General features: G+C 70.1%; 24 protein-coding genes. 8 read left to right on the forward strand and 16 right to left on the reverse strand.

What is annotated here, in order from left to right; all coding sequences use genetic code 11:
• The first annotated feature begins 353 nt into the window (after positions 1-353).
• From ACFZAX_RS11670 to ACFZAX_RS11695, 6 genes are all read left to right on the forward strand, one after another.
• The gene (locus ACFZAX_RS11670; protein WP_390960921.1) at positions 354-809 is read left to right on the forward strand and encodes an NUDIX hydrolase; all 456 of its coding nucleotides are present in this window, start codon (positions 354-356) and stop codon (positions 807-809) included.
• Between the two features lie 239 nt (positions 810-1,048).
• Entirely contained in the window at positions 1,049-1,738 is a 690-nt protein-coding gene (locus ACFZAX_RS11675) for a 2-keto-4-pentenoate hydratase (protein WP_390960923.1), read from the forward strand.
• Positions 1,726-1,887: a hypothetical protein gene (locus tag ACFZAX_RS11680; RefSeq protein ID WP_390960925.1), complete on the forward strand. Its 162-nt coding sequence runs from the start codon at positions 1,726-1,728 to the stop codon at positions 1,885-1,887. The genes ACFZAX_RS11675 and ACFZAX_RS11680 overlap by 13 nt, the downstream gene beginning before the upstream one ends.
• 83 nt (positions 1,888-1,970) lie before the next feature.
• Positions 1,971-3,023: an acetaldehyde dehydrogenase (acetylating) gene (locus ACFZAX_RS11685; protein WP_390960926.1), complete on the forward strand. Its 1,053-nt coding sequence runs from the start codon at positions 1,971-1,973 to the stop codon at positions 3,021-3,023.
• Positions 2,932-3,882 (forward strand): 4-hydroxy-2-oxovalerate aldolase, encoded by a 951-nt coding sequence (dmpG, locus tag ACFZAX_RS11690; protein ID WP_390960928.1) that lies wholly within the window; start codon positions 2,932-2,934, stop codon positions 3,880-3,882. The genes ACFZAX_RS11685 and dmpG overlap by 92 nt, the downstream gene beginning before the upstream one ends.
• Before the next feature lie 64 nt (positions 3,883-3,946).
• On the forward strand, positions 3,947-4,738 hold the full coding sequence (locus ACFZAX_RS11695) for an aldolase/citrate lyase family protein (RefSeq protein WP_390960929.1): 792 nt from the start codon (positions 3,947-3,949) through the stop codon (positions 4,736-4,738).
• Between the two features lie 378 nt (positions 4,739-5,116).
• Here the strand turns inward: ACFZAX_RS11695 and ACFZAX_RS11700 are convergent, their stop codons facing one another.
• Both ACFZAX_RS11700 and ACFZAX_RS11705 read right to left on the reverse strand, forming a co-directional pair.
• Positions 5,117-6,451 (reverse strand): HEAT repeat domain-containing protein, encoded by a 1,335-nt coding sequence (locus tag ACFZAX_RS11700; RefSeq protein ID WP_390960931.1) that lies wholly within the window; start codon positions 6,449-6,451, stop codon positions 5,117-5,119.
• Between the two features lie 145 nt (positions 6,452-6,596).
• The gene (locus ACFZAX_RS11705; protein ID WP_390960932.1) at positions 6,597-7,130 is read right to left on the reverse strand and encodes a GNAT family N-acetyltransferase; all 534 of its coding nucleotides are present in this window, start codon (positions 7,128-7,130) and stop codon (positions 6,597-6,599) included.
• Positions 7,131-7,488: 358 nt separating this feature from the next.
• Between ACFZAX_RS11705 and ACFZAX_RS11710 the strand changes: the two genes are divergently transcribed.
• Complete coding sequence (locus tag ACFZAX_RS11710) at positions 7,489-7,722, forward strand: hypothetical protein (RefSeq protein ID WP_390960934.1); 234 nt, start codon at positions 7,489-7,491, stop codon at positions 7,720-7,722.
• A gap of 512 nt (positions 7,723-8,234) precedes the next feature.
• Here ACFZAX_RS11710 and ACFZAX_RS11715 read toward each other — a convergent pair.
• The 14 genes from ACFZAX_RS11715 to ACFZAX_RS11780 all read right to left on the reverse strand — a co-directional run bounded on the left by ACFZAX_RS11715 (position 8,235) and on the right by ACFZAX_RS11780 (position 24,516).
• Positions 8,235-9,848: an IS1182 family transposase gene (locus ACFZAX_RS11715; protein ID WP_390960935.1), complete on the reverse strand. Its 1,614-nt coding sequence runs from the start codon at positions 9,846-9,848 to the stop codon at positions 8,235-8,237.
• Positions 9,849-10,042: 194 nt separating this feature from the next.
• A complete protein-coding gene (locus ACFZAX_RS11720) occupies positions 10,043-11,113 on the reverse strand; it encodes a GNAT family N-acetyltransferase (protein WP_390960936.1) in 1,071 nt (356 codons plus the stop codon).
• Positions 11,114-11,157: 44 nt separating this feature from the next.
• Positions 11,158-12,525 carry an MFS transporter gene (locus ACFZAX_RS11725; RefSeq protein WP_390961018.1) on the reverse strand — a complete coding sequence of 456 codons (1,368 nt, stop codon included), beginning with the start codon at positions 12,523-12,525 and terminating at the stop codon, positions 11,158-11,160.
• Positions 12,525-13,700, reverse strand: a complete 1,176-nt coding sequence (locus ACFZAX_RS11730) for a GNAT family N-acetyltransferase (protein WP_390960937.1) — start codon at positions 13,698-13,700, stop codon at positions 12,525-12,527. The genes ACFZAX_RS11725 and ACFZAX_RS11730 overlap by 1 nt, the downstream gene beginning before the upstream one ends.
• The gene (locus tag ACFZAX_RS11735) at positions 13,697-14,632 is read right to left on the reverse strand and encodes a nucleotidyltransferase domain-containing protein (RefSeq protein ID WP_390960938.1); all 936 of its coding nucleotides are present in this window, start codon (positions 14,630-14,632) and stop codon (positions 13,697-13,699) included. Before ACFZAX_RS11735 ends, ACFZAX_RS11730 begins: the two co-directional genes overlap by 4 nt.
• Positions 14,633-14,711: 79 nt before the next feature.
• Entirely contained in the window at positions 14,712-15,848 is a 1,137-nt protein-coding gene (locus ACFZAX_RS11740; RefSeq protein WP_390960939.1) for an aminotransferase class I/II-fold pyridoxal phosphate-dependent enzyme, read from the reverse strand.
• The gene (locus ACFZAX_RS11745) at positions 15,845-16,882 is read right to left on the reverse strand and encodes an NAD(P)-dependent oxidoreductase (RefSeq protein WP_390960940.1); all 1,038 of its coding nucleotides are present in this window, start codon (positions 16,880-16,882) and stop codon (positions 15,845-15,847) included. The genes ACFZAX_RS11740 and ACFZAX_RS11745 overlap by 4 nt, the downstream gene beginning before the upstream one ends.
• 99 nt (positions 16,883-16,981) lie before the next feature.
• Positions 16,982-18,181, reverse strand: a complete 1,200-nt coding sequence (locus ACFZAX_RS11750) for an iron-containing alcohol dehydrogenase (RefSeq protein WP_390960941.1) — start codon at positions 18,179-18,181, stop codon at positions 16,982-16,984.
• On the reverse strand, positions 18,178-19,335 hold the full coding sequence (gene aepY, locus ACFZAX_RS11755) for a phosphonopyruvate decarboxylase (RefSeq protein WP_390960942.1): 1,158 nt from the start codon (positions 19,333-19,335) through the stop codon (positions 18,178-18,180). Before aepY ends, ACFZAX_RS11750 begins: the two co-directional genes overlap by 4 nt.
• A complete protein-coding gene (locus tag ACFZAX_RS11760; protein WP_390960943.1) occupies positions 19,332-20,216 on the reverse strand; it encodes an isocitrate lyase/phosphoenolpyruvate mutase family protein in 885 nt (294 codons plus the stop codon). The genes aepY and ACFZAX_RS11760 overlap by 4 nt, the downstream gene beginning before the upstream one ends.
• Before the next feature lie 5 nt (positions 20,217-20,221).
• Positions 20,222-21,604 (reverse strand): hypothetical protein, encoded by a 1,383-nt coding sequence (locus ACFZAX_RS11765; protein WP_390960945.1) that lies wholly within the window; start codon positions 21,602-21,604, stop codon positions 20,222-20,224.
• An 89-nt stretch (positions 21,605-21,693) separates the two neighbouring features.
• Positions 21,694-22,722 carry a GNAT family N-acetyltransferase gene (locus ACFZAX_RS11770; protein WP_390960946.1) on the reverse strand — a complete coding sequence of 343 codons (1,029 nt, stop codon included), beginning with the start codon at positions 22,720-22,722 and terminating at the stop codon, positions 21,694-21,696.
• Positions 22,719-23,624, reverse strand: a complete 906-nt coding sequence (locus ACFZAX_RS11775) for a nucleoside-diphosphate kinase (RefSeq protein ID WP_390960947.1) — start codon at positions 23,622-23,624, stop codon at positions 22,719-22,721. Before ACFZAX_RS11775 ends, ACFZAX_RS11770 begins: the two co-directional genes overlap by 4 nt.
• A gap of 151 nt (positions 23,625-23,775) precedes the next feature.
• A complete protein-coding gene (locus ACFZAX_RS11780; RefSeq protein ID WP_390960949.1) occupies positions 23,776-24,516 on the reverse strand; it encodes a YqcI/YcgG family protein in 741 nt (246 codons plus the stop codon).
• A gap of 473 nt (positions 24,517-24,989) precedes the next feature.
• On the opposite strand from ACFZAX_RS11780, the gene ACFZAX_RS11785 reads away from it, so the two are divergent.
• Positions 24,990-26,210, forward strand: a complete 1,221-nt coding sequence (locus ACFZAX_RS11785; RefSeq protein WP_390960952.1) for an ATP-grasp domain-containing protein — start codon at positions 24,990-24,992, stop codon at positions 26,208-26,210.
• Positions 26,211-26,221: the final 11 nt, after the last annotated feature.

A 26,221-nucleotide genomic window follows, 5' to 3' on the forward strand; every position in this document is an offset into this window, starting at 1 on the left:
GTCATTCAGCTCTGCTTCCAGGTGGGACGCGCGACGTACCGGGACACGGCGTGGCTGAATCAGCCGCAGGCCCCGGCCCGGCTCGGGGTCGTCCTCCGGCTCCAGCGGTGCGGCGGGCTCAAGGCGGGCGGCTTCGGCGGCCTCCTGGCGGGCGACGTCGTCGGCGCGGCACGGGCCGCACTCGGATGTGCCGCGTGCGCAGACGATGAGGCAGGGCCCGCCCCGTCTGCCACGATGGTCGGGTGACCGAGACCGCTGTAGAGTTCTAGTCGTGGGCGGCAGCGACCTACCGCTACCGGGCCCTGCGCCAGATCGAGGGCTGCTCCTGGTCGCCCGCTTCGATCTTCGTCACCGTGCTGCAGCCGGTGGAGGACGGCGGGCTGATCGTCGGCCGGAGCTCCGACCTCACCGCGCAGCCGGGAAGGTGGGCGCTGCCCGGGGGATCGGCGCAGCCGCCGACCGGCGGCGAGCGTTTCGACCTGGCGGCGTTGCGACGGCATGCCGCGCAGGAGCTGCTGGAGGAGATCGGTGTCGTCTCCGACCCCGAGGACATGACCGCCTGGGGCGTGACCCGTGGCGAGTACGGAAACATCGGTGTCCACTTCCTGGCGCCGGCAGTCCCGGCCGCCCTGGCGCTCAAGCAACACGAGGTGCTGGCGGACGAGGAGCGTGCCCGCGGTGAGGGCCCCGAACTGGATCGGCTCGCGGTCGTGCACAGCGTGCAGGGCGTGAGTGGCCTCGGGCACTGCGCGGACTTCCTTCCGCTGGTCGTCTCCCGCTACGGCCGCGGCGAACCCGCCACCGCCTGAGCGCCTTGCTCCGGCGGCCGGGTCCGGCGGCGTGTCGGCCCCGCCGTCGGTCCGTCGGCCCCCTCGTGAGCCCTGCCGCGGGCGGTGGCCACTGGGCTGTGATGGTCACCGGTGCTGAACTGCTGCACCAGGACCGCACGCCTGGGGGACTCCATGTCCGCACGCTCCCAACGCTCTGCCGCTCTGCCGCTCTGCCGCTCTGCCGCCCGGCCGGCGGCAGGTTCGTCAACCGACCGCCGGTGCCGCCGGACCTGCCGCATCTCGGTGCCGCCTTCGCCGGCCAGGGGGCGGGCAGTGAGGTGCCGCCGTGGGTCGGGCGGGAAGCCCTCGCTCTGTGCCATGCCGAGCGCGCCGCCGTCTCCGTCGACGCGTTGACCGCCCGACGCCCGGACGTGGACCTGCTGGACGCCTACCGGATTCAGTGGGCAGGCACTGCGCTGCGGATGGCGGGCGGGGCCCGGCCGATCGGCCACAAGGTCGGCCTCACCTCCGAGGCGATGCGCCAGCAGACGGGCATCGACGGCCCGGACTCCGGCATCCTGCTTGACTACATGGCCGTCCCCAGCGGAGGCACGGTCGACACCATCGCCCTGGTGTCCCCGTTGGTCGAGACCGAGTTCGCTTTCGGCCTCGGCAAGGACCTGGCCGGCCGGGAGGTCGACGTCGCCGCCGCCCGCGCAGCGGTGTCCGAGGTGATGGTCGCCCTGGAAGTGATCGACACCCGCTACCGGGGCCGGCAACTCACACTGGCGGACAGCATCGCGGACAACGCAGCGTGCGCGCGGATCGTCACCGGACCCGCCGTGCCTTTCCGCCCCGGCCTCCAGCTGCCCGAGCGCCTTCTGACCCTGGGGATCGGCGGCACCCCCGGCCGCCTCCGGAGGGCCGCGAGGTCCTCGGCGACCCACTCGCGGCCGTGGCGTGGCTGACCCGGGCCCTGGCCGAGTTCGGCACCGGACTGAAGGCGCGCGACATCGTGCTGGCCGGCTCCGTGCACCGGGCCGTCCCGCTGCGCCCCGGCATGCTTCTCGAAGCTGGCTGCGACGCCCTGCCCCCGGTGACTGCCCACGCCATCTGAACACCGCCCCGCCCGCGCCCGGCACCGGAGCCGGGACGCGGCCCGCCGTCCTGCACAGCTCACCCCTACAGGAGGACTTCGCCATGAACGGACCGGGAGAGCGGCCCCGCGCCGTCGTGCTCGGATGCGGAAAGATCGGAATGGACCTGGCCGAACGCATCGGCTACTCCGGCCTGCTGGAGTGCGCGCTGATCGTCGGCCGCGACCGGACCTCGCCGGGGCTGGGCCGCGCCCAGGAACTCGGCCTGCCGACGATGGCAGGCGGGATCGCCGCGTTCGTCGACGCCGCAGAGCACTTCGACGTGGTCTTCGACGCCTCCAACGCCGCAGCGCACACCGCCCACTGGCAGGCCCTCGCTGCCACCGGCACGGTGCTGGTCGACCTGACCCCCAGCGGCACCGGCACCCGCGTGGTGCCCGCCGTCAACGGGGACGCGGCCGTGCAGTCGTCCCGGCACTTCAACATGATCAGCTGCGGTGTGCAGAGCGCGATCCCCGTTCTGCACGCCATCGCCGTAACCTGCACTCCTTCCTACGTGGAGATCGTGGCTACCGGCGCCTTCGCCAGCACGGGGCGCGCGACCCGCCTCAACATTGACGAGTACGTCGCCACCACGCAGGACGCCGTCCGTGAGCTCGCCGGTGTGCCCGAGGCCCCGGTCAAGGCGCTGGTGAACCTCAGCCCCGCCCAGCCCGAGCCACCCTTTCGCGTCCTGGCCACCGTCCTGGCCGACGACGCCCGCCCCGAGCCCGTCCAGGCCGCCGTCCGCGCCGCCGCCGCCCGCGTCCGCGCCTACGCCCCCGGCTACACCCTTACCTCCTGCACCGTCACGGACGGCAGGGTCGACGTCGCGCTGGAGATCACCGCCCACGGCAGCCACATCCCCCCTGGGCGGGAAACCTCGACATCATCAACGCCGCCGCCGTGCGGATCGCCGAGCGGGCCGTCGCTGCCCTCGCCCGGGAAGGAGCGGCCCCGTGGAGCAGCTGACCGCCGGCCCCGTAACCCTGCACGACCCGACCCTTCGCGACGGTCACCACGCGGTGCGCCACCAGCTCGGCGCCGACCAGCTGCGCGCCTACGCCAGCGCCGCCAACGCCGCGGGCGTGCCCGTCGTCGAGGTCGGACACGGTAACGGTCTGGGCGCCTCCTCCCTCCAGCTCGGCCGCGCCCGCCTCGCCGACGAGGAAACGATCACTGCCGTTCGCGAGTGCCTGACCACCAGCCGGCTCGGAGTCTTCCTCGCGCCGGGCTGGGGTACCGGCATCGACCTGCGGGCGGCGGTGCGCCACGGCGCGGACGTGGTACCGATCGCCGCGCACTGCTTCCAGGCCGACGTCGCCGAGCGCCACCTCGGCGAGACGCGTGCCGCCGGTGTCGAAGCCCAGGCCGTCCTGCTGATGAGCCACATGCTCGGCCCCGCAGAACTAGCCGACCAGTGCGCCCAGTTGATCGGATTCGGCGCGCAGGACGTCGGCATCATGGACTCCGCCGGCCACTACCTGCCCGACGACGTCGTTCACCGCATCAGCGCCATCCGGGAGGCCGCCGGGACTGTGCCGATCATCTTCCACGGCCACAACAACCTCGGCATGGCGATGGCCAACTCCCTCGGCGCAGTTGCGGCCGGTGCCACCGTCATCGACGGCTGCGCCCGCGGCTTTGGCGCGGGGGCGGGCAACACCCAGCTGGAAGTCCTCGCGGCCGTCCTGCAGCGCACCGGGCACACCACCGGAATCGACCTGCGCCGCCTGCTGGCCGCCGCCGACATCGGCGAGGTGCAGCTGATGGACGCGCCCCCGACGATCGACTCCATCAGCCTGGCCTCCGGCCTGGCGGGGGTGTTCTCCGGGTCCAAACTGCCGGTCCTGGACGCCGCCCGGCGCGGGGGAGTGAACCCCATCGACGTGCTGTTCGAACTCGGCCGCCGCCAGGTCGTCGCGGGCCAGGAAGACCAGATCCACGCCGTCGTCCGCGACCTCCAGCACACCTGACCGACCGGCCCGCCGCTGTGCCCCCATGGCGGTGGGCCGCTCACCCACCGAACAGGAGGACCCGATGACCGCCACCACCCGGTGGAGCACCCCAGGCGGGCCGTGGATCGTCACCCCGGCCACCGCCCCCGCCCGCTTCGCCGCCGCCCGCGCCAGCGGCGCCACCGTCACGGTGGTCGACCTGGAGGACTCCGTCGCCCCCGGGGGCAAGGACGCCGCACGGGAGCGCGCGGCCGACTTCTTCGCCACCGCCGACCCCGCCGGACCCGTCCCCGGCATCCGGATCAACGCCCTGACCAACAGAGAAGGGCTGCGTGACCTGACCACCCTCGCCGACTACCCCCACCGCCCGCAGATCGTGGTCCTCCCGATGGTCGAGTCCGCCCGCGACATCGAACTGGCCGCCGCCGCCCTCGACACCGACAGCTACGCCCCGCAGCTATGGGCGCTCGTCGAGACCCCGCGGGCGGTCGAGAAGGCCGCCGAGATCTGCGCCGCACCCCGACTGGCCGGATTGGCGTTCGGCGCGGCCGACTACGCCGCCGCCACCGGCGCCGCCCGCACCTGGGAGGCGCTGCTGCACCCGCGGGCCCAACTCGCCAACAGCGCTGCCGCCGCCGGGATCGCCGCCCTGGACTTCCCCTGGTTCGACCTGAAACACGAGCAGGGGCTGCGCCGCGAGGCGCTGCGGGCCCGGGACCTGGGCTTACCGGCAAGATCGCCGTCCACCCCCGCCAGGTCGTGGCCATCGCTGAGGCGTTCCGCCCCACCGAGGAACAACTTGTTCACGCTCGCGCCGTCGTCGCCGCCCGGGAGCGGACCGACGGTTCGATCACCAGCGTCGACGGCCGCATGACCGGCGCCCCCCTCTACGCTGCCGCGACCGCCCTGCTCGCCCGCGCCGACTACCGTCCCGCCTGACCGCCCGTCGAAGGAGCACCCCATGGACACCAGCACCGACGGCTTCCTCCCGCAGGGCTTTCGCTGGATCGGGCAGCTGCGCTTCCGCGAGACGGTCGGCGCCGGACTTGCCGACTTCCCTACGGGATGGTGATCGAGCACCGGCCGCGGCGCACCGTCACCGAACTCGACCACGCCATGGTGCCTTCCATCCCGGGCAGCGGCGGTTCGCCGAAGCCCGCGCGTACGGGACCACCTCCGCTGGGGTCCGCCTGTCCGAGGCTAGGACCAGGACAGCTCGGGATTGCTCCGAGGCAGAGAGTGCGGATGCCGTTCATCCGGTCGCTGGGTTTTTCCGCTCCCAGCGCCAGAGGGTATTGACCCGGTGGTCGTGGACCGTGTCGCTCTCGTCTCCCCAGGGTCCTACCCGCTCGATCGCCTGCCTCGTGCGAGGGTCGTCGCGCTGGGCCAGGCCGTATGCCGCTTCGAGGCGTACCAGCTGGTCTTCGTCATGTGTGAGGGCGGCGAGGGTGTCCGCGGCAGCGGGCGTACGGTGCTTCGGGAAAGCGAGCTGTTCCGCCGCCCCGCGCCGGATGCGGGCATCCGGGTCGCTGGTGAGCGAGAGAAGGGCGTCGGTGACTTCGGGCAGAGGGGTGTCGCCCCAGCTGCCCACCGTGCAGGCATCGGTACGGACCCACGGGTCCGGGTCCCGCACCAGGCGGAGAAGAGCGGCCTGGGCCGCAGGGGAGGCGCCCGCAGAGTCCTCGTACCGCCGGAGGGCGTAGGGCACCTGTCGGCGCACCTCAGGGCCGGGGTGGTCGGCGAGCTGGAGACCAACCCGCTCGTGACCGGGATGCTCGTAGCTCGTGTACGTGTCGAGGACCCGGGCGAGCACCGCCCCGTCGGCCTCCCGCAAAGCCCACCCGTACAAGAGATCACCGGCCTCCCGCGCCCGGTAGGGATCGCCGACCGGCGGCGACGCGAGGATCAACAGATACCGCGCCACGAACACACGGCGCGCGGGGTCAGGATGGGTATGGTGCGCCACCACTGCCGACCACGTCCGCTCACTGCGACGCCGGCTGAGTACCCAGCAGGCTTCCCACGCGTCCACATGCTCCTCGTCCGCGTGACGCAGCGCGCGGCCGACGAGCTCGTCGACCGACGCCGAGATACCAAAGGCCCACTCCAGCTTGGTCAGAACCGCACCGTGACCCGCCCGCACGGTGCGCCCGCCCACGGTCACTTCGTCGACGTAGTTGTACTCGCCGTCGAGGACACGTACGGACACGGCGGGCTCCAGGGAGCCGGTCCTGCGCCGCAGCTCTTCGGCGGCTCCGCGGGTGTACCAGGTCCGCGCGGCGCCGAGCGCTTGTACACGGTCCGCTCCGGAGAGCCGCAGCACGAGGTCCTCGCCCAGGAGCGCCTGGACGACGGCCGGTGACCCGCCGTCGACAGCCAGTGTCAGCGGTGTGGTTCCGTCCGGCTGTACGAGCAGAGGATCCGCGCCGCTGTCCACCAGGGCGCTCGCGATCTCCTCCTCGTACGAGGCCACCGCCCCGGTGAGCGCTGAGAAACCGTCCGGACCCGCGACGTCCGGGTCCGCCCCGTCACCCAGCAGGTCCCGGACCGCCTCCGCATCACTACGCGCCGCTGCTGCCAGCAACAAGCTCTCAAGTTCGCCCCGGATCAAGCCCGCCCCCGAAATCTGCGACACTTTCTCGATAGCGGGAGGGACACCGAGGGCATGTGCCACGCCACCATCGCGGGCGCCGCGTGGACTCGGGCTCGGGCAGCCGGCCTGACACGGCTGGTCAAGGCAGACGAACGGTCCCGCGTTCGCGCGCGTGGAGGTGTCCCTCGGCCTCGTGCGGGGTACGAGGCGGCAGGACGCTCTCCAGGGTGTAGCCCGTCTTTTGCGCGACTCGGCAGGAGGCGGGGTTGCCGGTGTCGTGGATCAGTTCCAGCCGGCTGAGTCCCGCTCCCGTCCTGGTGTCGAAGGCCCAGCTCGTCAGCAGTTCCACGGCCCTGGAAGCAACGCCGAGGCCCCGTGCCGAGGCGCCCGTCCAGTAGCCGACCTCACCGCGCGCCTCGCCGCCGGACCGCTTGAGAACGACGTGTCCCACGACCCGCCCAGTCATGAGGATGGCGAAGCTGAGGCGCTTCCCGGACTTCCAGCCCGCCTCCTGCGTCGCGATCCAGCGCACCGCGTCCTGCGGGCCCGCCACGCGGTGCGACGTCCAGCGACGCAGATTCTCGTCATCGGCCAGCGCCGCCAGCGCGTCAGCGTCACCCGGCTCCCACGGCCTCAGCGTCAGATCGGTCGAGCTCAGCACCACAGTCGTCACCGCTTGGTCCTTCCTGTCCTCCCACCACCCTAGATGACCACGGTCACACCACTTGACCTGCACCGGAGCGTTCGACCGGGAGAGCAGGACGTCTGCTCTCCACCCCGAAGAAGCACAGAGGCCATCACGGCTGTCGGGTCGGAGTCGATTCGCCAATGACGTCGTCCCTTTCCCGACGGCACGGCCATGCGTCCCGACCAGTGGCCATGGGGCGGTTCTGGGGCAGCCCGCCCGTCCAACCGGGCGTGCAAGAACGTCACATGGTGTGGTGAAACCATTCCCGGTGACTGAACACGATGAAGGGCGCACGGCGGAACTCCAGCCCCCACCAAGCTGGACGCTCCAGAGGATCCGGGACGTGTCCGGCGACCAGGAGGCTGTCGTGCTCTCTGCGGACCGGGTGGTGAAGTGGGTCGCCTCCGACGGGCCTGACGAAGCGATGGACGCGGAGGTCGTGCTCGGGTTCCACGGCCTGTGCATCGTGAAGACCGTGCGGGACGACGACTGGTACATGGGGAGCCTGTACGAGGACGGCAGCATCGACTGCTGGACCGCCTACGGCGAGCTGTACGAGGCGCTGCGCGGGCTCTGACGGCGTGCTGCGCCGCGTGGCGGTAGGCGCAGCGCCCGGTGTGCAGGCGGTGCGGCCAGAAGTTCACCGACGAGCGCTGGAAGGAGATCACCGTGCACCGGACCGCCGTACGGGCCGGGGACAAGTCCGAGTGCGGCCCGTGCCGCGCCGACGACGTCGCCCGCCAGGAGGCCGCCGAAGCCGCCCGCCTTGAGCCCGCCGCACCGCTGGAGCCGGAGGACGACCCCGAGCCGGGCCGGGGCCTGCGGCTGGTTCCGCCTTCGCCCCCCTCGACGACCGTCTCAGCCATGCCTACGCCGGCCCCTACCGCAACGAACCCGCATGCCCCCTCTACGACCTCCTGCTCCTCGAATTAGGCAGAGACGCTGTTCCCGTGACCGCGGCCTCTGTCCCATGTGGTGATCAAGCTTCTGGCTTGCTCCTGCCGGGAGCCGTTGCCGGGTTCGTGGTCCGTGACCACAGGCCGTCGTTCCCTTAGCTTGACTCTGTCGGGGATCTTGGAGTGGTCGAGGTCAGGTGCCCAGGGTCCGCCAGGATTTCGGTCGGGGTAGCTCGCGCTGGTCGAGATAATTCTGGAAGGCAGTCGGTCGGCGGGGTGCAGGTACGTCCTCTGCCGTTGGCAGTTTGCTGAGGCGCTCGATGTTGACGGCGATGGCCGTCAGGACGTGTTGGATGTGGGCTTTCCCCTGTCCTCGGTAGCGGCAGCGTCGCATGCCGTGGCCGTGGGCGAACTCGTTGACCGTGCCCTCCACTCCGGAGCGGATCGCGTAGCGGGCCTTCCATTCCGGCGTCTGCTGCTCTGTTCGGACACGGAGTTGCAGATCGCGGAGTTCTCGCGGGGGAAAGCCCACCGTGCGGGCGCTGTCTGCGGTGCTGGTGCACTGCGCGCGGGTTGGGCAGGGGCGGCACTGGCTCTTGGTGAACCTGGCCACGATCAGCGGGGCCGCGGTGGGTGAGGAGGTCGGGTAGGGGCCGTGCCAGCCGGCGCTGACCTGTCCCTGGGGACAGGTGACCTGCTGGCGGTCGTAGTCGATGTGGAAGTCGTCCCGGGCGAAGCCCTCGTTCCGACGATGCTGGCGGGTGGGATTGCTGGTCAGCGGCCCGGAGACGGTGACCTGGTGCTCCCGGGCGGCTTGTTCCAGGTGGGGCAGGGAGGTGTAGCCGGCGTCGACCAAGTGCTCGGCGGGCAGCAGTCCCCGACGTGCCAGGCGGGTGTGGATGCCGGGCAGGACCTTGCTGTCGTGGGTGGTGGCCGCGGTGGTGGCCACGTCCGTGATCACCTTGGGGCTGTGGGGAGCGCAGGTCTCGGTCAGGTGAGCGGAGAACCCCGTCCAGCTGATGATGTGTCCATGGCGTGCGTAACGAGCCGAGGTGTCGTAGGGGGAGATGATCGCCCGGGACGAGGGCGGCAGTCCGGGGCCATCTTCCTTTTCGGCGGTGCGCCAGCGCAGGTGTCCTGCGGTGTCATGGTGGTAGTTCTGCAGGATGATCTGGCGCAGGGCCTGGACGCGAGGGCCGGACGCGCGGTCCGCTCCGTGCCGGTAGAGGTGTTCCAGGAGCCGGACAGCATCATTTCCCGTGGCAAGGGTCCTGGTCTTGAGCCTGGTGGGGTTCTTGCCCAGGCGGACCGGCCGCCCGTAGCGGCGCCCCCAGTCCTCGCCGACCAGTTCGTCCAGCAGGTGAGGCGCGGTGCCGGCGACTTCTTCCAGTGCGGCGCGGACCGCCTCGCTGATCAGCTCCAGGCGGGTCAGGTCGCGCACCAAGGCCAGGACGTGGGTGGAGTCGGTGCGCTGCGTGGTGCGCTCGCCCACCAGTCCGGCCTCCTTGAGGCGGGCCAGCGCGAGGTCGAGGAGGCGGTCGGCGCGGTCGTCTTCGGCGAGACGGTCGCGGAAATCGCCCAGCACGCTGTGGTGGAAGCCGGGATCGTCCAGCTCCATGGCCATCGCGTACTTGAAGTCGATGCGGCAGCGGACTGCCTCGGCGGCCTGCCGGTCCGAGAGACCGAGCAGGAACTGCAGCACACAGACGGTGGCCAGTTGAGCAGGCGAAAGACCCGGACGCCCGTCACGCGGGTACCAGTCCGCGAAGTCCTCGTCGCACCACAGCCCATCCAGCCGATCGCGCACCCATATTGCCGTCGTACCAGCCGGGTTGCTCGCCCGCGCGATCCGCGCAGTCAGAGGCGGAACTTGCTCACCGGAACGGGGGCGAAGGGACAACGGGCACCTCGACAGTTGCATCGGTCGGCGGAACTATCCGAGCATGCCCGTCGATCGTGCTGCCGCACCGGGAAACTCCAAGATCCCCGACAGAGTCAAGCTCAGAGCGGGATCACATGGCCCGTAAGCGATATGGCATCGCAGCCCTGCAGCCGCTTGGTGCTCCCATGGCCGACGCCGTAATCGATCCAGTCGTAGCGTTCTCGCGCAGCCCGCCGCATCGGCTCGTGGTAGGTCACCGCCAGATGCGCGTACGGCGTGTTGCGGCCCTCCTCAGTCGTGCCGACATACACGTTCTGCAAGGTCCTCCTGTCGGACACAAAGAGGGCGTGGGCGATCAATCGGCTGTCATGGTGGGCGGTGTAGAGCAACAGGTCTCTGCCGAACGAGTCGATCAGGGTGCGCAGCCGGCGCCGCTCGGACGCCTCGTCCGCGGGTTGCCCATACCAGCGCAGCAGTGCGCACCTGCCCTCGACGACCTCGTCGAACAGTTCGTCGGGGTCCCCCGTGCCGACGACGCAACCGTGTTCCGCCAGTCGGCGCAGCTGACGCCCCGCCTCGATGCGTTGCCGCTTCGAGCGGCTGACTGAGAGGCCCTTCTCGTCGTCCCATGTCACTCGCATCATCGATCGTGTCGTCAGCTCGAAGCTCTCGCCGCCTAGAGCGCCGACCGCGGGCTCCAGGACCTCAGAGGCGGTCGGTGTGGTGTACAGCACCGACACGGTGGCCAGGCCCGCCCCCCTTGCCCACGCGCAAACGTCGGTGAGGCACTGCTTCACGCTTTCGGGCCGGTCCGCGGCGGCCCCCACGGGATCGCCGAGGTAGCCGGGTGCCACCAAAAGCAGTGTCGGCAGGATTTCCTCGGGTCCGTCGCCGAGCTGCGGCAGGACACGCCGACGCGAGCACTCCGCCTCGGGAAAGACGGCGTCCTTGCGGCGCAGGATGGCCCATGGGTTGTATGCCTCGTATGCGTCGCCGTCCCTGATCACGGCACCGGTGAAGGCGAGCGCGCCGTTCGGGCCGGAATGCAGGACCGTCACTGGCTCGCCGGGAAGTCGGCTGATCATCGAGCGCAGCCAGCGGCCACCCTGGACCGCGGCGCCCGGACCCAGGTGGTCCCAGCCGTCGCCGTCGAACGGGCCGGACAACGGGGTCACATCTGTCCTGTACATGACCTTCCTGTATCTATCTCGGCTCTGACCTCTGACGATCGCGCCTAGAGCTTGTCGACGTTTCCGTCGGCGGGATCGGGCGGTGTACCAGTGTCTGGCTTGGGGTCCTGTGTGATGAGACGGCGAACATCCCTGGACAGCAGGGCGGCGAGACTCACCAGAGCGGCCGCAAGCCCTGCCCAGGCGGCCGCGCCCCGGGGGTCGAGGGTGGTCACCAGCGGTCCCATCAGCAGGGCGCCTAGTGGCATCAGGCCGTTGAACCCGAGAAAAGCCAGGCTGCCCACACGGCTGAGCAGGGACTCCGGCACCCGTTCCTGCAACAGGCTGGGGAAGAGTGAGTTGAAGAAGTGCAGGCCGATCCCGTAGACGAAGGCCATAGTGAGAGCGCCCGCGCCACCACCCATGAGGCCGGTTCCCGCGAGGGACAGGGCCATGAGCGCCAGCATGGAGAACAGGATCGGCCCCATCCTGCGCACGGTCAGCCTGGCCAGCACTGCTGCCCCAGCCAGCGCGCCGATGCCCTGGAGCGCGTAGAACGTACCCAGCGCCCTGCCCTCGGACGTCCCCTGCGGTGCCATGATCAGCGGCACCGAGACATCTAGGACGCCTGCGTACACGGCGTTGGTGCAGGCGCCAACCACCAGGGAGACCAGCAGCCAGCGCAGGCCGGCCACATAGCGGCCTGCCACGGCGACGTCCGCGCCGACCTGCCTGAGTCGTTGCATGCCTGACACCGGTTCCCCAGGTGTTCTGGCCTCGGTCACAGGGTCCGGCTTCACTGGGCCGGATTTGCTCTCCTCGCTGTTGTTCCGGGGCGTGCGGATCAGTAGGAGCAGAATCGCCGAGAGCAGGAAGGTCGCGGCGTCGAACGCGAACGTCGCGGAGGCTCCCGCGAGGCTCACCATGAACCCGCCGACAAGGGGGCCGCCGATGAGTCCGATCTGCTGGCCTACGGAGAGCGCCGAGTTCGCGGCGACCAGCTTCTCCCTAGGCGTGATCTCCAGCATGTACGCGAAGGAAACGGGCTGGAAGAAGCCGTCCGCCACACCGATCAGCACGGCGAGAACGACGAGCAGCGCGATGCTGGACGTCCAGTACGTCACCCCGGCGATGAGCAGAAGGACCACCAACCGGGCGATGTCGGCACCGATCATGATTGCCCGACGGGACCGCGTACGGTCTCCGATGGCGCCACCCACCAGGTAGGACACCAGTGAGGGCAAGAGCAGCACGGCCGTTGCCGCGGCCAGTGTGGACGCCGAGCCGCTCGTGCTGATGATGTGTGTTGCAAAGGCGGTACGGAAAGCGTAGTCCCCGACCAGGGACAGGGCGCGCGCCGTCCAGTAGTACCGGAAACCCCGCTCCTGCAGGATGCTTCGCCTCTTGGAGGTGTTGCCGACGTCGGTGACCATCACTCTCCCGTCTTCCTGTGCGATTCCGTGGCGGGACGAGCGAGCCCCCCGGCGAGGGCCTGCGCAGCACGGCGCGCCGGCTCCAGGCCGTCGTCGCTCAGTGGGAGCACGAAGCCGCTCACCTCGTCCAGGCGGCAGCCCCGTTCGAGCTTGGTGCTCTCCGCGCCGTAGCTGAAAGACAACTCCTTACGGCCAGTGCGGTAGGAGTCCTCGACCGGGCGGTAATAACACACCTCGAAATACGTGTCCTTGGACCGGCTGTCGGTGTAGTCGGTGCCGTTTGTCCAGGAGTGTCGTACGTCTCCAGCATCTAGGAAGAGGCAGAACCCGATGATCCGCTCGTCGGCCAGGGCGGCCACGACCTCGCACCGGTCGCCGAAGTCGCGACGAAGCATCATGAGCTGCTCTCGCTCTCCGGTTGCATCGGGACGCCGGCCGTACTTGGAGCGGTACTGGAGCCGCAGCTCAACCAGCCGTTCAACCTGCGCGTCGTCCAGCTCGCTCAGCCGGAACTGGGCGATGGACACGCCCCGTTCGGCCATGCGTCGGCGGACACGGTCCATGCTGTGGACCGCGCTGCGGCCCAGCGTGGCCCGGTAGTCGGCGAACGAGGTGCCGGGCGGGCGCAGGTTGCAGCGCAGGGCAAGCGGGAACTCCACGAACTCCGCGCGGCGCAACGCCTCGGCGAGCGCCCGTTCCTCCGGCTGCACATACAGGAAGGCCACCGACTTCAGGCCCTCGTCACGGGCCCGGCCGAGGAGGTCCGCGACCGCGTGGTCCAGAGCGGCGGGACGGTGGCGGCCCGGACCGGCCGGGAAGCATTCCAGGCCCGGGTACATCAGCACCAGCGAGGGAAACCATGCCTCGCGGGGCGGCCCCCCGGCACGAGCCGCGGCCTGCGCCGCCGTCGCCCCGGGGGTCAGCGTCCGCATGCTGCAGGGTTCGAACAGCAACTGCCAGGGGTTCTTGCTTTCGGAGACCTCACTGTTGTCGATGATGGTGCCGAAGAAGCCGGTGGCGTCCGGTGTACCAGGCGCGCTGACGAAGCGATGGTGGCTGCCCTCGATCCGGTCAGCGACCAGCTCCAGCCACGTCTCGGACGCGAACAACGGCGGATCGGGATCCAACAGTCTCCAAGCCTCGTCTGCCGCCCGGTCGGCGCCGCGGGCCGTCACGCGCTCTTCCTCAGGAAGGGCCGCCCGGTCTCCCCGCGACCGTGTCCCGGCGCCGACCACGCACGTCCCGTCCACGCCCAGGCCGGGACAAGCGGGTCGAGCATGGGGAGCGCGCGGGAGGGGCAACGTGGATCAGTGAACGACCGGTACAGATCCTCGGCCAGGTCCAGAACCAGGCCGAGAGCTTCCTCGTGAGGCAGCCGGTCCGCGAACAGCAGGGTCTCGATCTGCGAGAAAAGTCTGGGAACTTGCGGGAGTTCAGAGATGCGAGCTGCCCTGGTGAGCAGGTGTTTGCCGTCGTGGGTCAGCGGGCCGAACGCGTTCACCGCCGACATCAGCAGGGACTCCGCGGCGCCCCGGCACATCAGCTCACGGGTCGGGCTCGCCAGGACGGTCGAGTCTTCCATCAGGCTGAGCGTGCCGACGAAAGCGAGGGCGGTGGCCGCCGAGCGGACCGCGTCGAGGTCGAGGCCCGCACGGAGCCGGTCCAGTTCTCCGGTGCCGCTCAGCGCGATGCCGCTGTGCATGCGCTGCACGAGCCGTATCTCAAGTCCCTGGAGGTTCGGCAGGTCGACCGTGCCGCCATCCCCGGCGGCGCTCTCCAGCACCTGGGCCAGGTCGTGCAGACGCTCCGCAGAGACGTACTCGACGTTGACAGGAAGGTCACCCACCTGCCCGTCGAAGCTGTCCCCGAGGATCGAGGGGTGGTTCGTGGTGCCGGGCGTTCGGCGCGAACGGTGCCGCTTGGTGAGAACCAGCAGGTCGAGGTCGGAGGTGGGGTTCCACTCCCCGGTCGCATAGGAGCCGGCGAGTAGCACGGGTTCGTCGTCGTCGGCCTCCACCAAGGCCGCCATCGCCGGCAGCGCGGCCTGTCGGCGGTCGAGTTCGGCCCGTACCGGGGCGGGCAGCCGGTCGAGCACGGAGACATCCACTAGAGGCTTCCTCTCACAAGGGAAAACAGCGGTTGGAACGGATCACGACGGGGCGGGCGGCGATATGCCCCGGGGGGTCTCAGGCAGTGGTGAGCGCGTGTCGCAGGCGTTCCAGCCCGGTCGTGAGCTGCGGGGCGGGAAGGGCGAACGACAGCCGTAGATAGCCCGGCGCTCCGAACGCCGCGCCGTCCACGACCGCGACCCGGTGCCGGTCCTTGAGCCAGGCGGCCGGCGCACGAAGCGCCTCGCTCCTGGGCTCGCCAAGGCGACCGAGGCCGGCGAGCGGCTCGCGGACGTCCGGGAACAGGAAGATGCCTCCCTCCGGACGGGGACAGACGAGCCCCTCGACGGAGTCGAGAACTTTCATCGCCAGATCCAGGTTCGCGGTGAGCTCGCGGCCGACCAGCTGTCTCTCCGGCTCCCCCTCAGCCAGCACGACGGCCGCCGCGGACTGCACCAGGCTGCTGGTGTTGCCGATGAGATGGGAGGCTACGGCGACGGCGCGGGCGCGGATGTCCGCGGGGGCGATCGTCCAGCCGAACCGCAACCCTGCCAGGGCATGGCTCTTGGACAGCCCGTCGACGACCACGCAGTGCTCCGGCAGCTCCCCGAACACGTCCCGCACCGAGGGAGCTGTCCGGCCGTCGAGGGGCACCCCTCGGTACACCTCGTCACAGATCACGGTCAGTCCGTGCCGACCTGCCCATTCGATCAGGGCACGCAGCAAATCCTCGGGGATGACAGCACCGTCGGGGTTGCGGGGCGAGTTGACGATGATCGCGGCCGTGTCCGGCGTACGGCGTGCCTCCCACGCGTCCACGTCGAGGGTGCCGTCGCCGACGGGCCCCGGCACCGGAACCGGGACGCCCCCGACCAACTTCACAAGGTGCGGGTAACTGGCCCAGTACGGCGCCGCGAAAAGCACCTCGCGGCGCTCGCCCAGGACCGCGCCGAGCACCGCGACCAGGGCCTGCCGGGCTCCCGGCGCCACGAGAACCTCCTCGGGCGAAACGACCGGAGACCCCTCGGGAGCGGCATACCGGGCGATGAGGGACCTGAGGTCCGGGTCGCCGGCGGGCGCCCGGTAGTGCTGGTCGGCCCGCCGTGCCCGTACAGCGGAGGCGGCCGGGTGGACGGGGACGCGCACGTCGCCGGTGGCGAGGACGACGACGTCCTGCTCGTGGGCCCCGGCGGCCGTCGGGGAGAGCACGGTCACCGGCCCGACCCCTGTCCCCAGACCCGGCCGGGGTGGCCGTCGATCTGTCCGCCGAGGGCCGCCCGCACGAGCTCGGCCACCCGGCGACGGCTGCTGGCCTCAGCCTCCTCGGACAGGAAGGCGCGGTGGCTGGTGACCACGGCCCGGGGATGCCGGAGCACCGGCTGCCACCGGGGATCGTGATGAGGGTTCTCGGGGTAGAAGACATCGAGGGCAGCGCCCGCGATCCACTCCTGCTCCAGTGCCTTGGCCAAGGCTTCGGGATCGACCAGCTTGCCGCGGGCCGCGTTGACCAGATACGCGCCCGGCTTCATGGCGCGCAGCGCGTCGGCGTCCATCAACCCCTCGGTCTCGGGAGTCAACGGGCAGTGCAAGGTCACCAGGTCCGACTCTGTGAGCAGTTCGTCGAGGGTGTCGACGGCGCGGGCCCCGTAGCCCTCGGCGAGGTCCCGGCCCAGGTAGGGGTCGTAGACCCGGACCTCGCCGTAGAAGGAGCCGAGGCGCCGGGCGACGGCGCGGCCGATGCGGCCGAAACCGACGATGCCGAGGGTGCGCCGGTTGGTGCGGTGCGGGGTGCCGCCGGCGTAGATGTCGAAGGTGCCCCCGGTCAGAGTCTGGTGCTGAGGGATCAGCTGCCGCTCCAGTGCCAGGGCGAGTGCCGAGGTGTGGGCGGCGACCTCGTCCACGCAGTAGTCGGGCACGTTGTAGGCGGGGATTCCGCGGGCGGCGAGCAGATCGGCGTTGAGGTTGTCCACGCCGACGCCCTGGCGCACGACCACGCGCAGCCGGTCCCCGGCGGCGTCGAGGAGTTCCTCGGTGACCTGGGTGCGGTAGACCACCAGTACCTCGCACCCGTCGGCCGCCTCGCGCATCGCGGGGCTGTCGACCAGGTAGCGGCCGTTCTCGTACGGGCCGAAGCGCACCTCTACGTCGGGTCCGAGAACCTCCCGTTCCACCGTGGCCCGTTCGCGGCTCCAGGTTCCGTCCTCCACGAGCCACACGGGGTCGGTGTACAGCACGCGGCCAGTCGCCATTGTCGTCCGCCTTTCATCGTTCGTCCGTCATGCTTCGGCGTACGCCGTCGCGTTCTGTCGTGCGTCGTTGTGCTTCGCAGTGCTTCGTGGCGCGGGGCTTCAGCGGAGCAGCTGAAGCACGTCGGCCTCGGTCAGTAGGCAGGGGTTGTTGGTGGCCCGGCCGGAAGCGAGCGCCTCCGTCAGAGGGCCGCGCCAGCGTTCTGCGGGCAACGCCAGGTCCTCGATCCGGGCCGGCTGCCCGGCGCGGATCAGCAACTGCTCCACCAGTTGTCGCACGCTCCGTCCGGCACGGTTACGGGTGACGTCCTCGATGACGGCCACGGCGTCCCGTACCGCTGAGGCGCCCTGCGGATGGCGGCAGTCGGATGCGCCGACGGTCGCGTGCCGCTCCAGCAGCCAGGGCAGATTCAGCGCCACGGCGATGCCGTGTGCCAGGCCCAGTCGCGCCGTCAGGTCGTAGGACAGGGCGTGGGCCGCCGTGGTACGGGTGAGGTCGATCGCCGCGCCCGCCAGGGACGCCCCGTGCGCGGTACCGACGCGGATCGCCGGGTCCGCGAAGGTGCCGGTGTCGGCCGCCCGGGCCAGGGCCGGCACCAGCCGCTCCAGAGCGGTGAGGGCCAACGCCTGGGAGGCGTCGGTGGCCGCGACGGACCAGTACGACTCGACGGCCTGGCTGAGCGCGTCCAAGCCGCTGGCCACCGAGTCGCCGAGCGGGAGCGACGCGGTCAGGTCGGTGTCGACGAGAACCAGGTCGGCCCGGGCCTGGCCGACGTCGAGGGAATGCTTGCGGCCTTCGATGTAGACGGTGGCGAAGCGGGTCATCTCGCTGCCGGAGCCGGCCGTGGTCGGCAGCAGGACAAGTGCGCACTCCCGGCGCTCGGTGACGACCTCGGTGTGGCGCAGGCACTCCTCGGCGTCGTGCCGCTGGGCGGCCAAGACGGCGATCGTCTTGGCTACGTCCAGGCTGCTGCCGCCGCCGATGCCGACAACCGCGTGGGGCGCGAAGCGCCGTACGGCGTCGACACCGGCCCGGATCTGGTCGATGCCGGGGTTGGGGCGCACCCCGTCGAAGTGCTCCACTGTGTGCCGCTCCGACAGGGTCGCCAGGCTCCGGTCGGCGCCGGAGCGCAGGTAGGAGGTCTGGCCGTGCACCACCAGGACCCGCTCGGCGCCCAGCGCGGCAAGCGCGTCGCTCAGCCGGGCCGCGGCACCGGCCCCGAGATGGGCCGCGGGGTGGCCGGGCAGCCGGATCAGTCCGGGCCACGCGCCGGGAAGCACCGGCAGCATGGTGCCGCTCATGCCTCCTCCCGGTGGCCGCCGGGAGGAGGCACGGCTGTCTCGTGCAGGGCGGTGAAGCGCGTCGCGATGTCCGTGACGGACAGGCTGCTGGAGGCCCGCTCGCCGGGCGCGCCGCCGACCTTCCCGTCCACCGCTAGCAGAGCGGGCCCCGGCGCGTCCAGCAGCGCCCGCAGGGCGGGTCGCAGCTCGGCCCTCGTCCCCACCCGGCGCACGTGCCGGTAGCCCACGGCGCGAGCGACCGCGGCGAAGTCGGTGGTCCCGGACGTGGTGGGCTGCCCGCCGGTGGAGTCATACGCCTGGTTGTCGAAGACGACATGGACCAGGTTGGCAGGCGCGAAGTGGCCCACGGTGGCGAGCGAGCCCAGGTGCATCAGGGCCGAACCGTCGCCGTCCAGGACCACGAACCGTTCCTCGGGACGGGCCAGCGCCGCGCCCAGCGCGAGACCCGTGATGTGTCCCATCGAGCCCTGCATGTAGAAGTTCCCGGGCCGGTCGCCCCGGTTGTACAGGGTGCGGGAGAGATACCCGGTGGTGGACAAGATCCGCGCTCCGCGCACCTCGGCCAGGACCGCGTCCACCATGTCGTCACGGTCGGGGACCGAGGCATCGGCCGCGTCCGCCTCCAGATCCGACGCGACGCCCCCGAACGCGCCCTTGCCCACCAGGACGAACGCGCTGTGCCCGGAGTCCAGGGCCATGCCCGCATCCTTCACCACCGCGTCGGGCGAGGGGCCGCCGGCGGTCAGCCACCAGTACGGCACGTCCAGCGAGTCCAGCCATCCGGGTACGACCTTGCCCATCCAGTGGTGTTGCGGCTCGCCCGCGTCGGCCGTGGGCCAGCCCCGCATGCTGACGAAGACCAGCAGGGGGATTCGGTATGGCAGGACCAGCGAGGTCAGCGGGTTGACCAGGTTGCCGAAACCGGAGTTCTGCGCGAACACCGCGGTCGGTTCACCGGTGAGCCGGGCACCGGCGGCGACCGCCAGCGCGCTTCCCTCGTTCACTGCGGGGACGTAGCGGATCGTGGGGTGCCGCTCCAGGCGCCGGATCGGTTCCTTGAAGTAGGAGCAGGGCACCCCGGACACCAGGGAGACCCCGATGTTCTCCAGCCCGGCAAGCAATGCCTTCGACCCGTCGACCATCTGGCTGGTCACGGCTTCGTGTGGAACGTCGACGGCATGCCCTGGAGCGCGAAGACTTCGGCCATCGGCGCGATGCGCTCCTCGATCTCGGCGGCCCGGTCCGCCCCACCGAGATCCCGCAGTACCTCCTGCATGCCCTTGACCGCAGCCCGCAGGCCCTGGTTCGCGTAGATCACAAGCCGGTACCCGGCGTCGTACAGCTCGCTCTCGGTCACGGTGTTGTAGGTGGTCGGTACGGCGACCAGCGGCACCGACGACTGCCAGCGGGAGGCGAACTCCAGCACCTCCTCAGGACGGCGGCTCTTGCTGTGCACGAGGACCGCGTCGGCGCCCGCGGCGACGTAGGCGTGCGCGCGCTCCAGCGCTTCTCCCACCGAATGGCCGGCGATCAGCGCCTCGGTGCGAGCGATCAGCACGGTGTCGGGATCGGACTGCACCTCCTTGATGTTCTTGAGCTTGAGGGCGAAATCCTCGATGGGCAGCAGATCCTGGGCCGCGTTGGCGAAGCTGTTGATCTTCGGGAACAGCTTGTCCTCGATGCAGAGCGCGGCGATACCCGCCCGCTCGTAGCGCTGCATCGCGTACGAGGCGTTCATCGGGCCGCCGAAACCGGTATCGCAGTCGGCGATGACCGGGATATCGGATACCGCGTCCATCGCGATCGCGGCGTCCAGGTACTGCGTCATGGTCACTAGGCTCGCGTCCGGCAGCCCGTGGCTCGCGGAGATCTCGAAGCTGGAGGCCCATACGGCCTCGAAGCCGGCGCGTTGAACCAGCTTGGCGGTGAGACCGTCGTGCGCGCCGACAGCCCGGGCCACGGAGGTCCCGGCGAGCAGCGTGCGCAGGCGGGCAGCCTTGGAGGCTCGGGCCCGGATCGGCTGAGTGTCCGGCACGGCGATCAGTTTCCTTCCTTGCTGTACCACAGGCGGTCTTCGGCGATGTAGCGGTCGATGCCCTGCTCGGCCATGGCGCCCAGCGCATGGCGCACCTCGGGGGTGACGCTTCCGCCGATGCGGAGCAGCAGCACCCGGGGGATGGTGCCGGTGACGCCCGAGAACGTGAGGGGGACGAGTGGTTGGGTGTAGGCGGAGTCGCCCGGTTCAAGCGTGTCGGTGTGGCGCTCGCCATCCCGCTCCCAGCCGACTCGCACGGGTGCGTCACCGAGCACGAACAGGTACTGGTGCTGGTAGGTGACCAGCGGGGCGCTATCGGTGCCCGCCGTGGCCAGCACGTCGAGCTGGAGGGATGAGGTGTGAGGGTGCAGCGGGTCGCCCGCGAGCTGGGTGATCCGGTAGGCGGGCCGGCCGGGGTCCGGGTACACCCAGCATCGCGCGTCCTGGGCGTGCTGAATGGACACGCCGTGCCGCGCTGCGCTGCGTGGCGTCAGCAGGTCCCGTGCGGACACCCCCAGACCTTCGGCGAGTACGACGAGTTCGGCCGGCGTGGGCACAGCGTTCGGGCCGGTGCCGGTCATCTCCCGGATCCGCTCGGCCGTGAGTCCGGTGCGCGTGGAGAGTTCGGCGGGAGTGACACACGCCGCCTCCATGAAGGAGCGGACCGGTCCGGCAGCGGACGAGGCGTCCGGCCTGACAGGCAGGGCCAGGTCGCGGGCTGTCTGCCGGCCGAGCACCGCCAGCTCTCGCTGGGCGTCACCGGTCAGGCCGCCGCCGTAGGTCAGGGCGAGGATGTACGCCGGCTCGGCATCGCTGCGGGCGGTGAAGGAGTGCGGGGCGAACGGCAGGCCCCACACGGAGTCCCCGGTCTTCATGGGGACGCAGTACGACTCGCCCTGCCAGCGGTAGTAGTAATTGACGGGGCCGACGAAATAGGTGAACTGGTACAGCAGGTGCCCCCGGTTCCACTGCACCTTCGGATTGTCCGCCCGGTCGTCTCCGACCACCTGGAGCATACGGATCCACTCCGGCCGGTATGAGGCGAGCCGGGACATGGCGGTGTCGCGGTACTCGTAGTAGTCCGTGCCGCCGCGGGCCAGCAGCCGAGAACTGGCCACGGACTCCTTGGCCCGCAGGACGGTCAGACCGGTCGGACAGTCGTAGTGGACGGGCAGCAGGTCCCGCTCGTTGAGCGGCCAGACCTCGGCGGCCCGGCGCAGGAGCGCCCAGTCGACCGGCCGGCGCCCGGAGGTGTACTCGGCGAAGGTGCCTGGTTCCAGGCCGAGGTCGCGCTCCGCGTTGTCGTCGTCGCGTTTGAGGTCGTTGGCCGCAGCGCGCAGAAGTGCGGCGGCCCTGCGGTCGAATCCCTCTCCCACTAATGCTGACATGGTGTTGTCCCCGAATTTCAAGTCGTCGGGTGCGGGCTGGAGTCTCGTTCCCGCACAAAGGTTCCGGGCCTTTTGGCAAAGGCCCGTACTCAGCCACGCCGTACCGCGCGGCCGAGCGGGTAGGCCTGGAGGCCATAGCGAAGCTTGAACTCGTCGTTGCGGCGGCCGCATTCCAGGACTGGCCGGCCGGAGCCGAACCCCGCTCTCAGTTCCGCCTCGAACAGGGCGTACTGCGGACTCCAGTTGAGTTCCGCCGGGTACAGACAGCCGCCCGCCCAGGCATGCATGCGGGTGTCGTCGTACAGGCAGATGGACGTGGCCAACAGTGTGCCGCCCAGATCGATGCGTAGGATCTGGCATGACTCGCCCAGCCGCTCGATCAGCGCGCCGAGCCGGTCGGGTGGGTAGTAGCCCGGCGCGTGCTTGTTCGCTGTGCCAAGGCACAGATCGAGCACGTCCTGGTCGAGGGCGTCGCGGCCGGTGCGCAGGGTGCTCCGCGCACCAGAGCGCTCGGCTCGGCGCGCGCTCTGCCGCAGCGATCTGCGCGAGGACCGACCGATGCCGGCCAGGTGCTCGTCCAGGGTCGCCGGGCCGCCCGCTATGGGCAGCCGGTAGCGTGGTGCCGTCTCCTCCACCGGTACGCCGATTGCCGTGAGGTGCTCCGCCAGCGGCTCTCTCAGAGCCACGTTGGCCAGGCCCCACAGCTCGGCCCGGTACTCGGCGGCCAGGTCCTCGAGCGCCTGCCAGAACTGTTCGACGAGCAGGACCGTCAGCTCTCCGCGGTGCAATAGGCGGGTGTCGTAGCAGTGCCAGACGTGTCCGACGAGGGCGTTCAGCACCGTGTCGGCGCCGGGGCCGGTCGCGAAGGGGTCGCGGGTCTGCTGGAGGTAGACGGGCAGAGCTGCGACCAGGTCGCCCGCGCCGGTGTGGGCGAGCAGGTACGACGCGGCCGACGGGTACGTTAGCGGGTCGGACTCGACGCTGCGCAGGAAGTCGTAGGACTGGAAGACGCCGGCGCCGCAGGCGGTCACCAGCTCGGTCCACGCCTCGTGGCCCACGGAGGCGAGGGAGTCCGCGACGGTGATCCGGATCCGCGTCTCCGCCCCGGTGGCCGTCATTGGACGGCCTGCCGGCTCGCGCGCAGCGGCTGGAAGTGCAGCGAGGACTCCAGCACCACCCGCTCCCAGGCATCGAGGACCACTCCGGAGCCACGGAGGACCTGATCGGCCACCGACATGCGCGTACCACCGGCCGCCGAGGGCTCGAACTCGCAGGAGAGGAACGACCGCAGTGGTTCGGCGGCGTGGCCGGCGAGCAGTGCCGCCAGTTCGCCTCCGGCGCCCACGTCGCCCAGCCGTGCGGTCTCCGGGAACCGATCCCGCACGCGGTGACGGACCTGGACGGGCAAGCCCTCCCACAGGGCGGCCACCACACGGGTGCGGACAGCGGCGAGCACTTGGTCGAAGTCCCGGTGCTCGGGCGTGTGTGGGGTGATCACCTGGCACAGATAGTCGATCTCGGTCGCCGCAACCTCCGGATCGGCGGCGGCGTCCGCTGCGGTGAGCCCGAAGATGGCGGCCTCGCGCGCGGACTCCACCGGCCCGTCGGAGCTGTGCATCAGTCCGACGATGCTGTTGACCGCGCCGAAGTCCCGGCGCAAGGTGCCGTGTTCTGCCTGTTCGGGGTGTTGATAGCCCTTGCGCCGGGCGAGAACGTCATGAGCGCTGTCATCCGGCCGGGAGCCGGCGTTTCCCTCGTACCGACAGATCAGGGCTATGGCCGGTCCCAGCGTGAGGACCGCGTCCACCAGCCGGTACCGCCAGGTCTGCCACTGGCCGGCGATGAGGTCCGCGTACAGGTCATCGATCAGCTCGGGGTCAGCGTGCAGGGCGCGGGCGGCGACAGGGGGGAATCCCTCCTTGCGTAACCGCTTGACCATATCGGCGTGGACGCCTCGGTAAACCGCGTCGGAACTGAAGAGCACGAAGACGTGGCGGGACCAGAAGTCGGAGTCGGGCACGGCGGAGTTACCTTTCGACCGGTCGGATCGGAGAGGGGCACTCGGGATCACTCATGCCGCACGGGGCGGCACTGCTGGACCGCAAGCGGGCGGGGCGCAATGCGTGCGACTGGGGGCCGGCCGCACGGGGCCGGGTGGGCCTGGGGCGGCATCAGCCGGTGAAGGGGCACTTCTCGGGGCTGCCCACCGACTGGTCGTCCGGCAGCGCGTACTGGCGCCATTTATGGACGGAGGAGTACGTCGGGTCGCCGAGATAAGGATGAGGCGGCACCGTGTCGTAGCGTTCCAGGTCTGCCCGGATGCGCCGCTTGGCGGCCTGCCCGGCCACCGAGGAGCCGCTGAGGCCGTCGAAGACGCGCCGCGTTTGGAAAACCAGCGTCAGGCAAGGTCCCAGATTGCGGCTGTCGCGGTGCTGGTAGCCGGGGCTGGTCATGAACGTGAACCACGGCTCCCCTGCGAAGCACCACTGCCACGCCGGGTCCGCGGTATCGGTGGTGAAACCCTCCGGCCAAGGGACGGTGTCGACGGCGCTCAGGTCCTTCAGCAGCCTCCAGAACGCCGTCTGGTGATCCGAAAGCCTCGCGTGCGGCTCGGGCGGTCCCGCGAACACGATCAGCGTCTGCCGCTTGGGGCCCCGCCACGCCTGCTCGCGGAATTCCACCAGGGCCTCGCCCAGAGCCCGCACCCCTTGGGCCCTCGGGGACGAGGAGTCGAACACCGCGAACCAGTTGTTTCCGCGCTGCTGGCCCTGAACCGCGAAATAGCAGGGGTACGCGCGTTCATGGTCGACCAGCTTTGCCGTAAAGGCTTCGTATGTATGGAGAACCCAGTCGGGAGACCTTGCCGGCCCATCCGTTTGAGGTTGCTCGAGGGCAGACCAGAGATGTCCCACGTGAACCACTTCCCCCCTTCTCTGCCAGGTCCGGAAGAAGACACCGGTCAAGGCCCTGTGCGCCGCAGGAAGAAGCCGCGGACTTTCCTTGTTCAGCGGAGATTCATCGATCGAAGCATGCGAACAAACGATAGTCAAGGTCGAACGATCTTGGTCGGATAAGTGACTGGAAGTGTGCGATTCAATAGTGGAAAGAGTCGCAAATCATCGCCATTGAAATCGGACAAAATCTGATAATGCGGAGGGAATTAGCCGTCGAATTTTTGCCTTCAATGGTCAGGGGTGGACGTTGCCCGAGGCATCTGCCTACGGTGGTTTCGAGACTCGATGGCATGCCTCCCCACTTCCCTGTCCGCCTCTTCGGTCAGCGATCCGTCCGATCTGAAGTGGGCCTCGCGAGGCTCTCGAAATCTCCTACGCGGGACATGCCGGGCGTATACGGCATGCGCACTCAACCGGGGGCAATGACCAGCATGAGTGATCAACGACGCAAGATCCCTGTCCTTCTGGTCGACCGAATCGGCTATTCCTTCTATCGGGACAGGGGTGGGCGCTTATTCCTTCCGGAAGACCGCTACTCGGTACGCCTGGTCACTTCTCTCGACCATGTGGGCGAAGCCACCGGGAAGGAACTGGAATCCGTAATCGCGGTCGATGTCTACGACGACCGTGCGCTCGCCGACGCGGTCCATCACCAGGCTGGCTTTAAGGGGCTGAGAGCGGACCGTCTGGTGGCCATCACCGAACGGCTTCTGCTGCGCGCGGCCGAACTGCGCGAGGAACTCGGTCTGCCGGGTCAGACCGTGCGGGAAGCGCTGCTTTTCCGTGACAAGGTCCGCATGAAAGAGCATCTGAGCGCGCATGGCATCCGCGTCCCGGAGTTCGCGCCGTTCGACGAGGCAGCTGCCCTGGATCTGCTGCTCCGGACCGGTGCCGTGGTCGCCAAGCCCCGGCTGGGCAGCGGTGCGCGGGACATCTTCGTCCTGCGGTCGCGGTCCGAGATCGCTTCCTTCGCCGCCGAACAGGGCGACCGTCTCGCCGAGTTCGAGGTCGAGGAGTTCATCGAGGGCGAACTCTTCCACGTCGACAGCGTCGTCCAGGACTCCAAGGTGCTCGCCGCCGTCGCCGCCCGGTACATCGACGAGACCACGTCCTACACCCGGCTGCGCCCGTGTCGTGACGTGGCTGTAGCCCCCGGCCCGCGACTCGACGCGCTGCTGGAGTTCAACGAGAGCGTCCTCGCGGCCCACCCGGGCTTCACAGGTGTCACTCACCACGAGATGTTCGTTCGCGATGGAGAGATCGTCTTCTGCGAGATCGGCGCCCGGGCCGGTGGCGGCGGAGTCATCGCCGGCTTCCTCTCCCGGACCGGCGTCAACTTGGACGAGGCCGTCATCCAGGCACAGGTGGAGGGGACCGTGCCCGTACCCGCCGCCCCCGCCGGCTATCTCACCGGATTCACCGTCATCTACGCGGATGCCGGTGTTCTCCAGCAGCCCCTGACGCCCCCGGACGAGCCCTGGGTACTGGAATGCCAGGTGCTCGCCCGTCCCGGCGACCGTTTGACCCGCCCCGAGAACTGCAACGACGCCGTGGCGATTGTCTCCGTACGCGGTGATTCCGAGGACGAGGTGATCCAGCGCCTCGACCAGGTAGGCCGGCACATGACCCCCGTGGTGTCATCCGGCAACTGATCACGTTTCGC

Origin of the sequence: Streptomyces sp. NPDC008125, assembly GCF_042957125.1 — a bacterium.
GTDB lineage: Bacteria > Actinomycetota > Actinomycetes > Streptomycetales > Streptomycetaceae > Streptomyces.

What these genes read in the sequence shown, in the direction of transcription:
- ACFZAX_RS11685 (WP_390960926.1), top strand. Translation starts at nt 1,971, where the DNA reads ATGAACGGACCGGGAGAGCGGCCCCGCGCCGTCGTGCTCGGATGCGGA.
- ACFZAX_RS11695 (WP_390960929.1), top strand. Translation starts at nt 3,947, where the DNA reads ATGACCGCCACCACCCGGTGGAGCACCCCAGGCGGGCCGTGGATCGTC.
- ACFZAX_RS11720 (WP_390960936.1), bottom strand. Translation starts at nt 11,113, where the DNA reads ATGTACAGGACAGATGTGACCCCGTTGTCCGGCCCGTTCGACGGCGAC.
- ACFZAX_RS11725 (WP_390961018.1), bottom strand. Translation starts at nt 12,525, where the DNA reads ATGGTCACCGACGTCGGCAACACCTCCAAGAGGCGAAGCATCCTGCAG.
- ACFZAX_RS11745 (WP_390960940.1), bottom strand. Translation starts at nt 16,882, where the DNA reads ATGGCGACTGGCCGCGTGCTGTACACCGACCCCGTGTGGCTCGTGGAG.
- ACFZAX_RS11750 (WP_390960941.1), bottom strand. Translation starts at nt 18,181, where the DNA reads ATGAGCGGCACCATGCTGCCGGTGCTTCCCGGCGCGTGGCCCGGACTG.
- ACFZAX_RS11765 (WP_390960945.1), bottom strand. Translation starts at nt 21,604, where the DNA reads ATGTCAGCATTAGTGGGAGAGGGATTCGACCGCAGGGCCGCCGCACTT.
- ACFZAX_RS11770 (WP_390960946.1), bottom strand. Translation starts at nt 22,722, where the DNA reads ATGACGGCCACCGGGGCGGAGACGCGGATCCGGATCACCGTCGCGGAC.
- ACFZAX_RS11785 (WP_390960952.1), top strand. Translation starts at nt 24,990, where the DNA reads ATGAGTGATCAACGACGCAAGATCCCTGTCCTTCTGGTCGACCGAATC.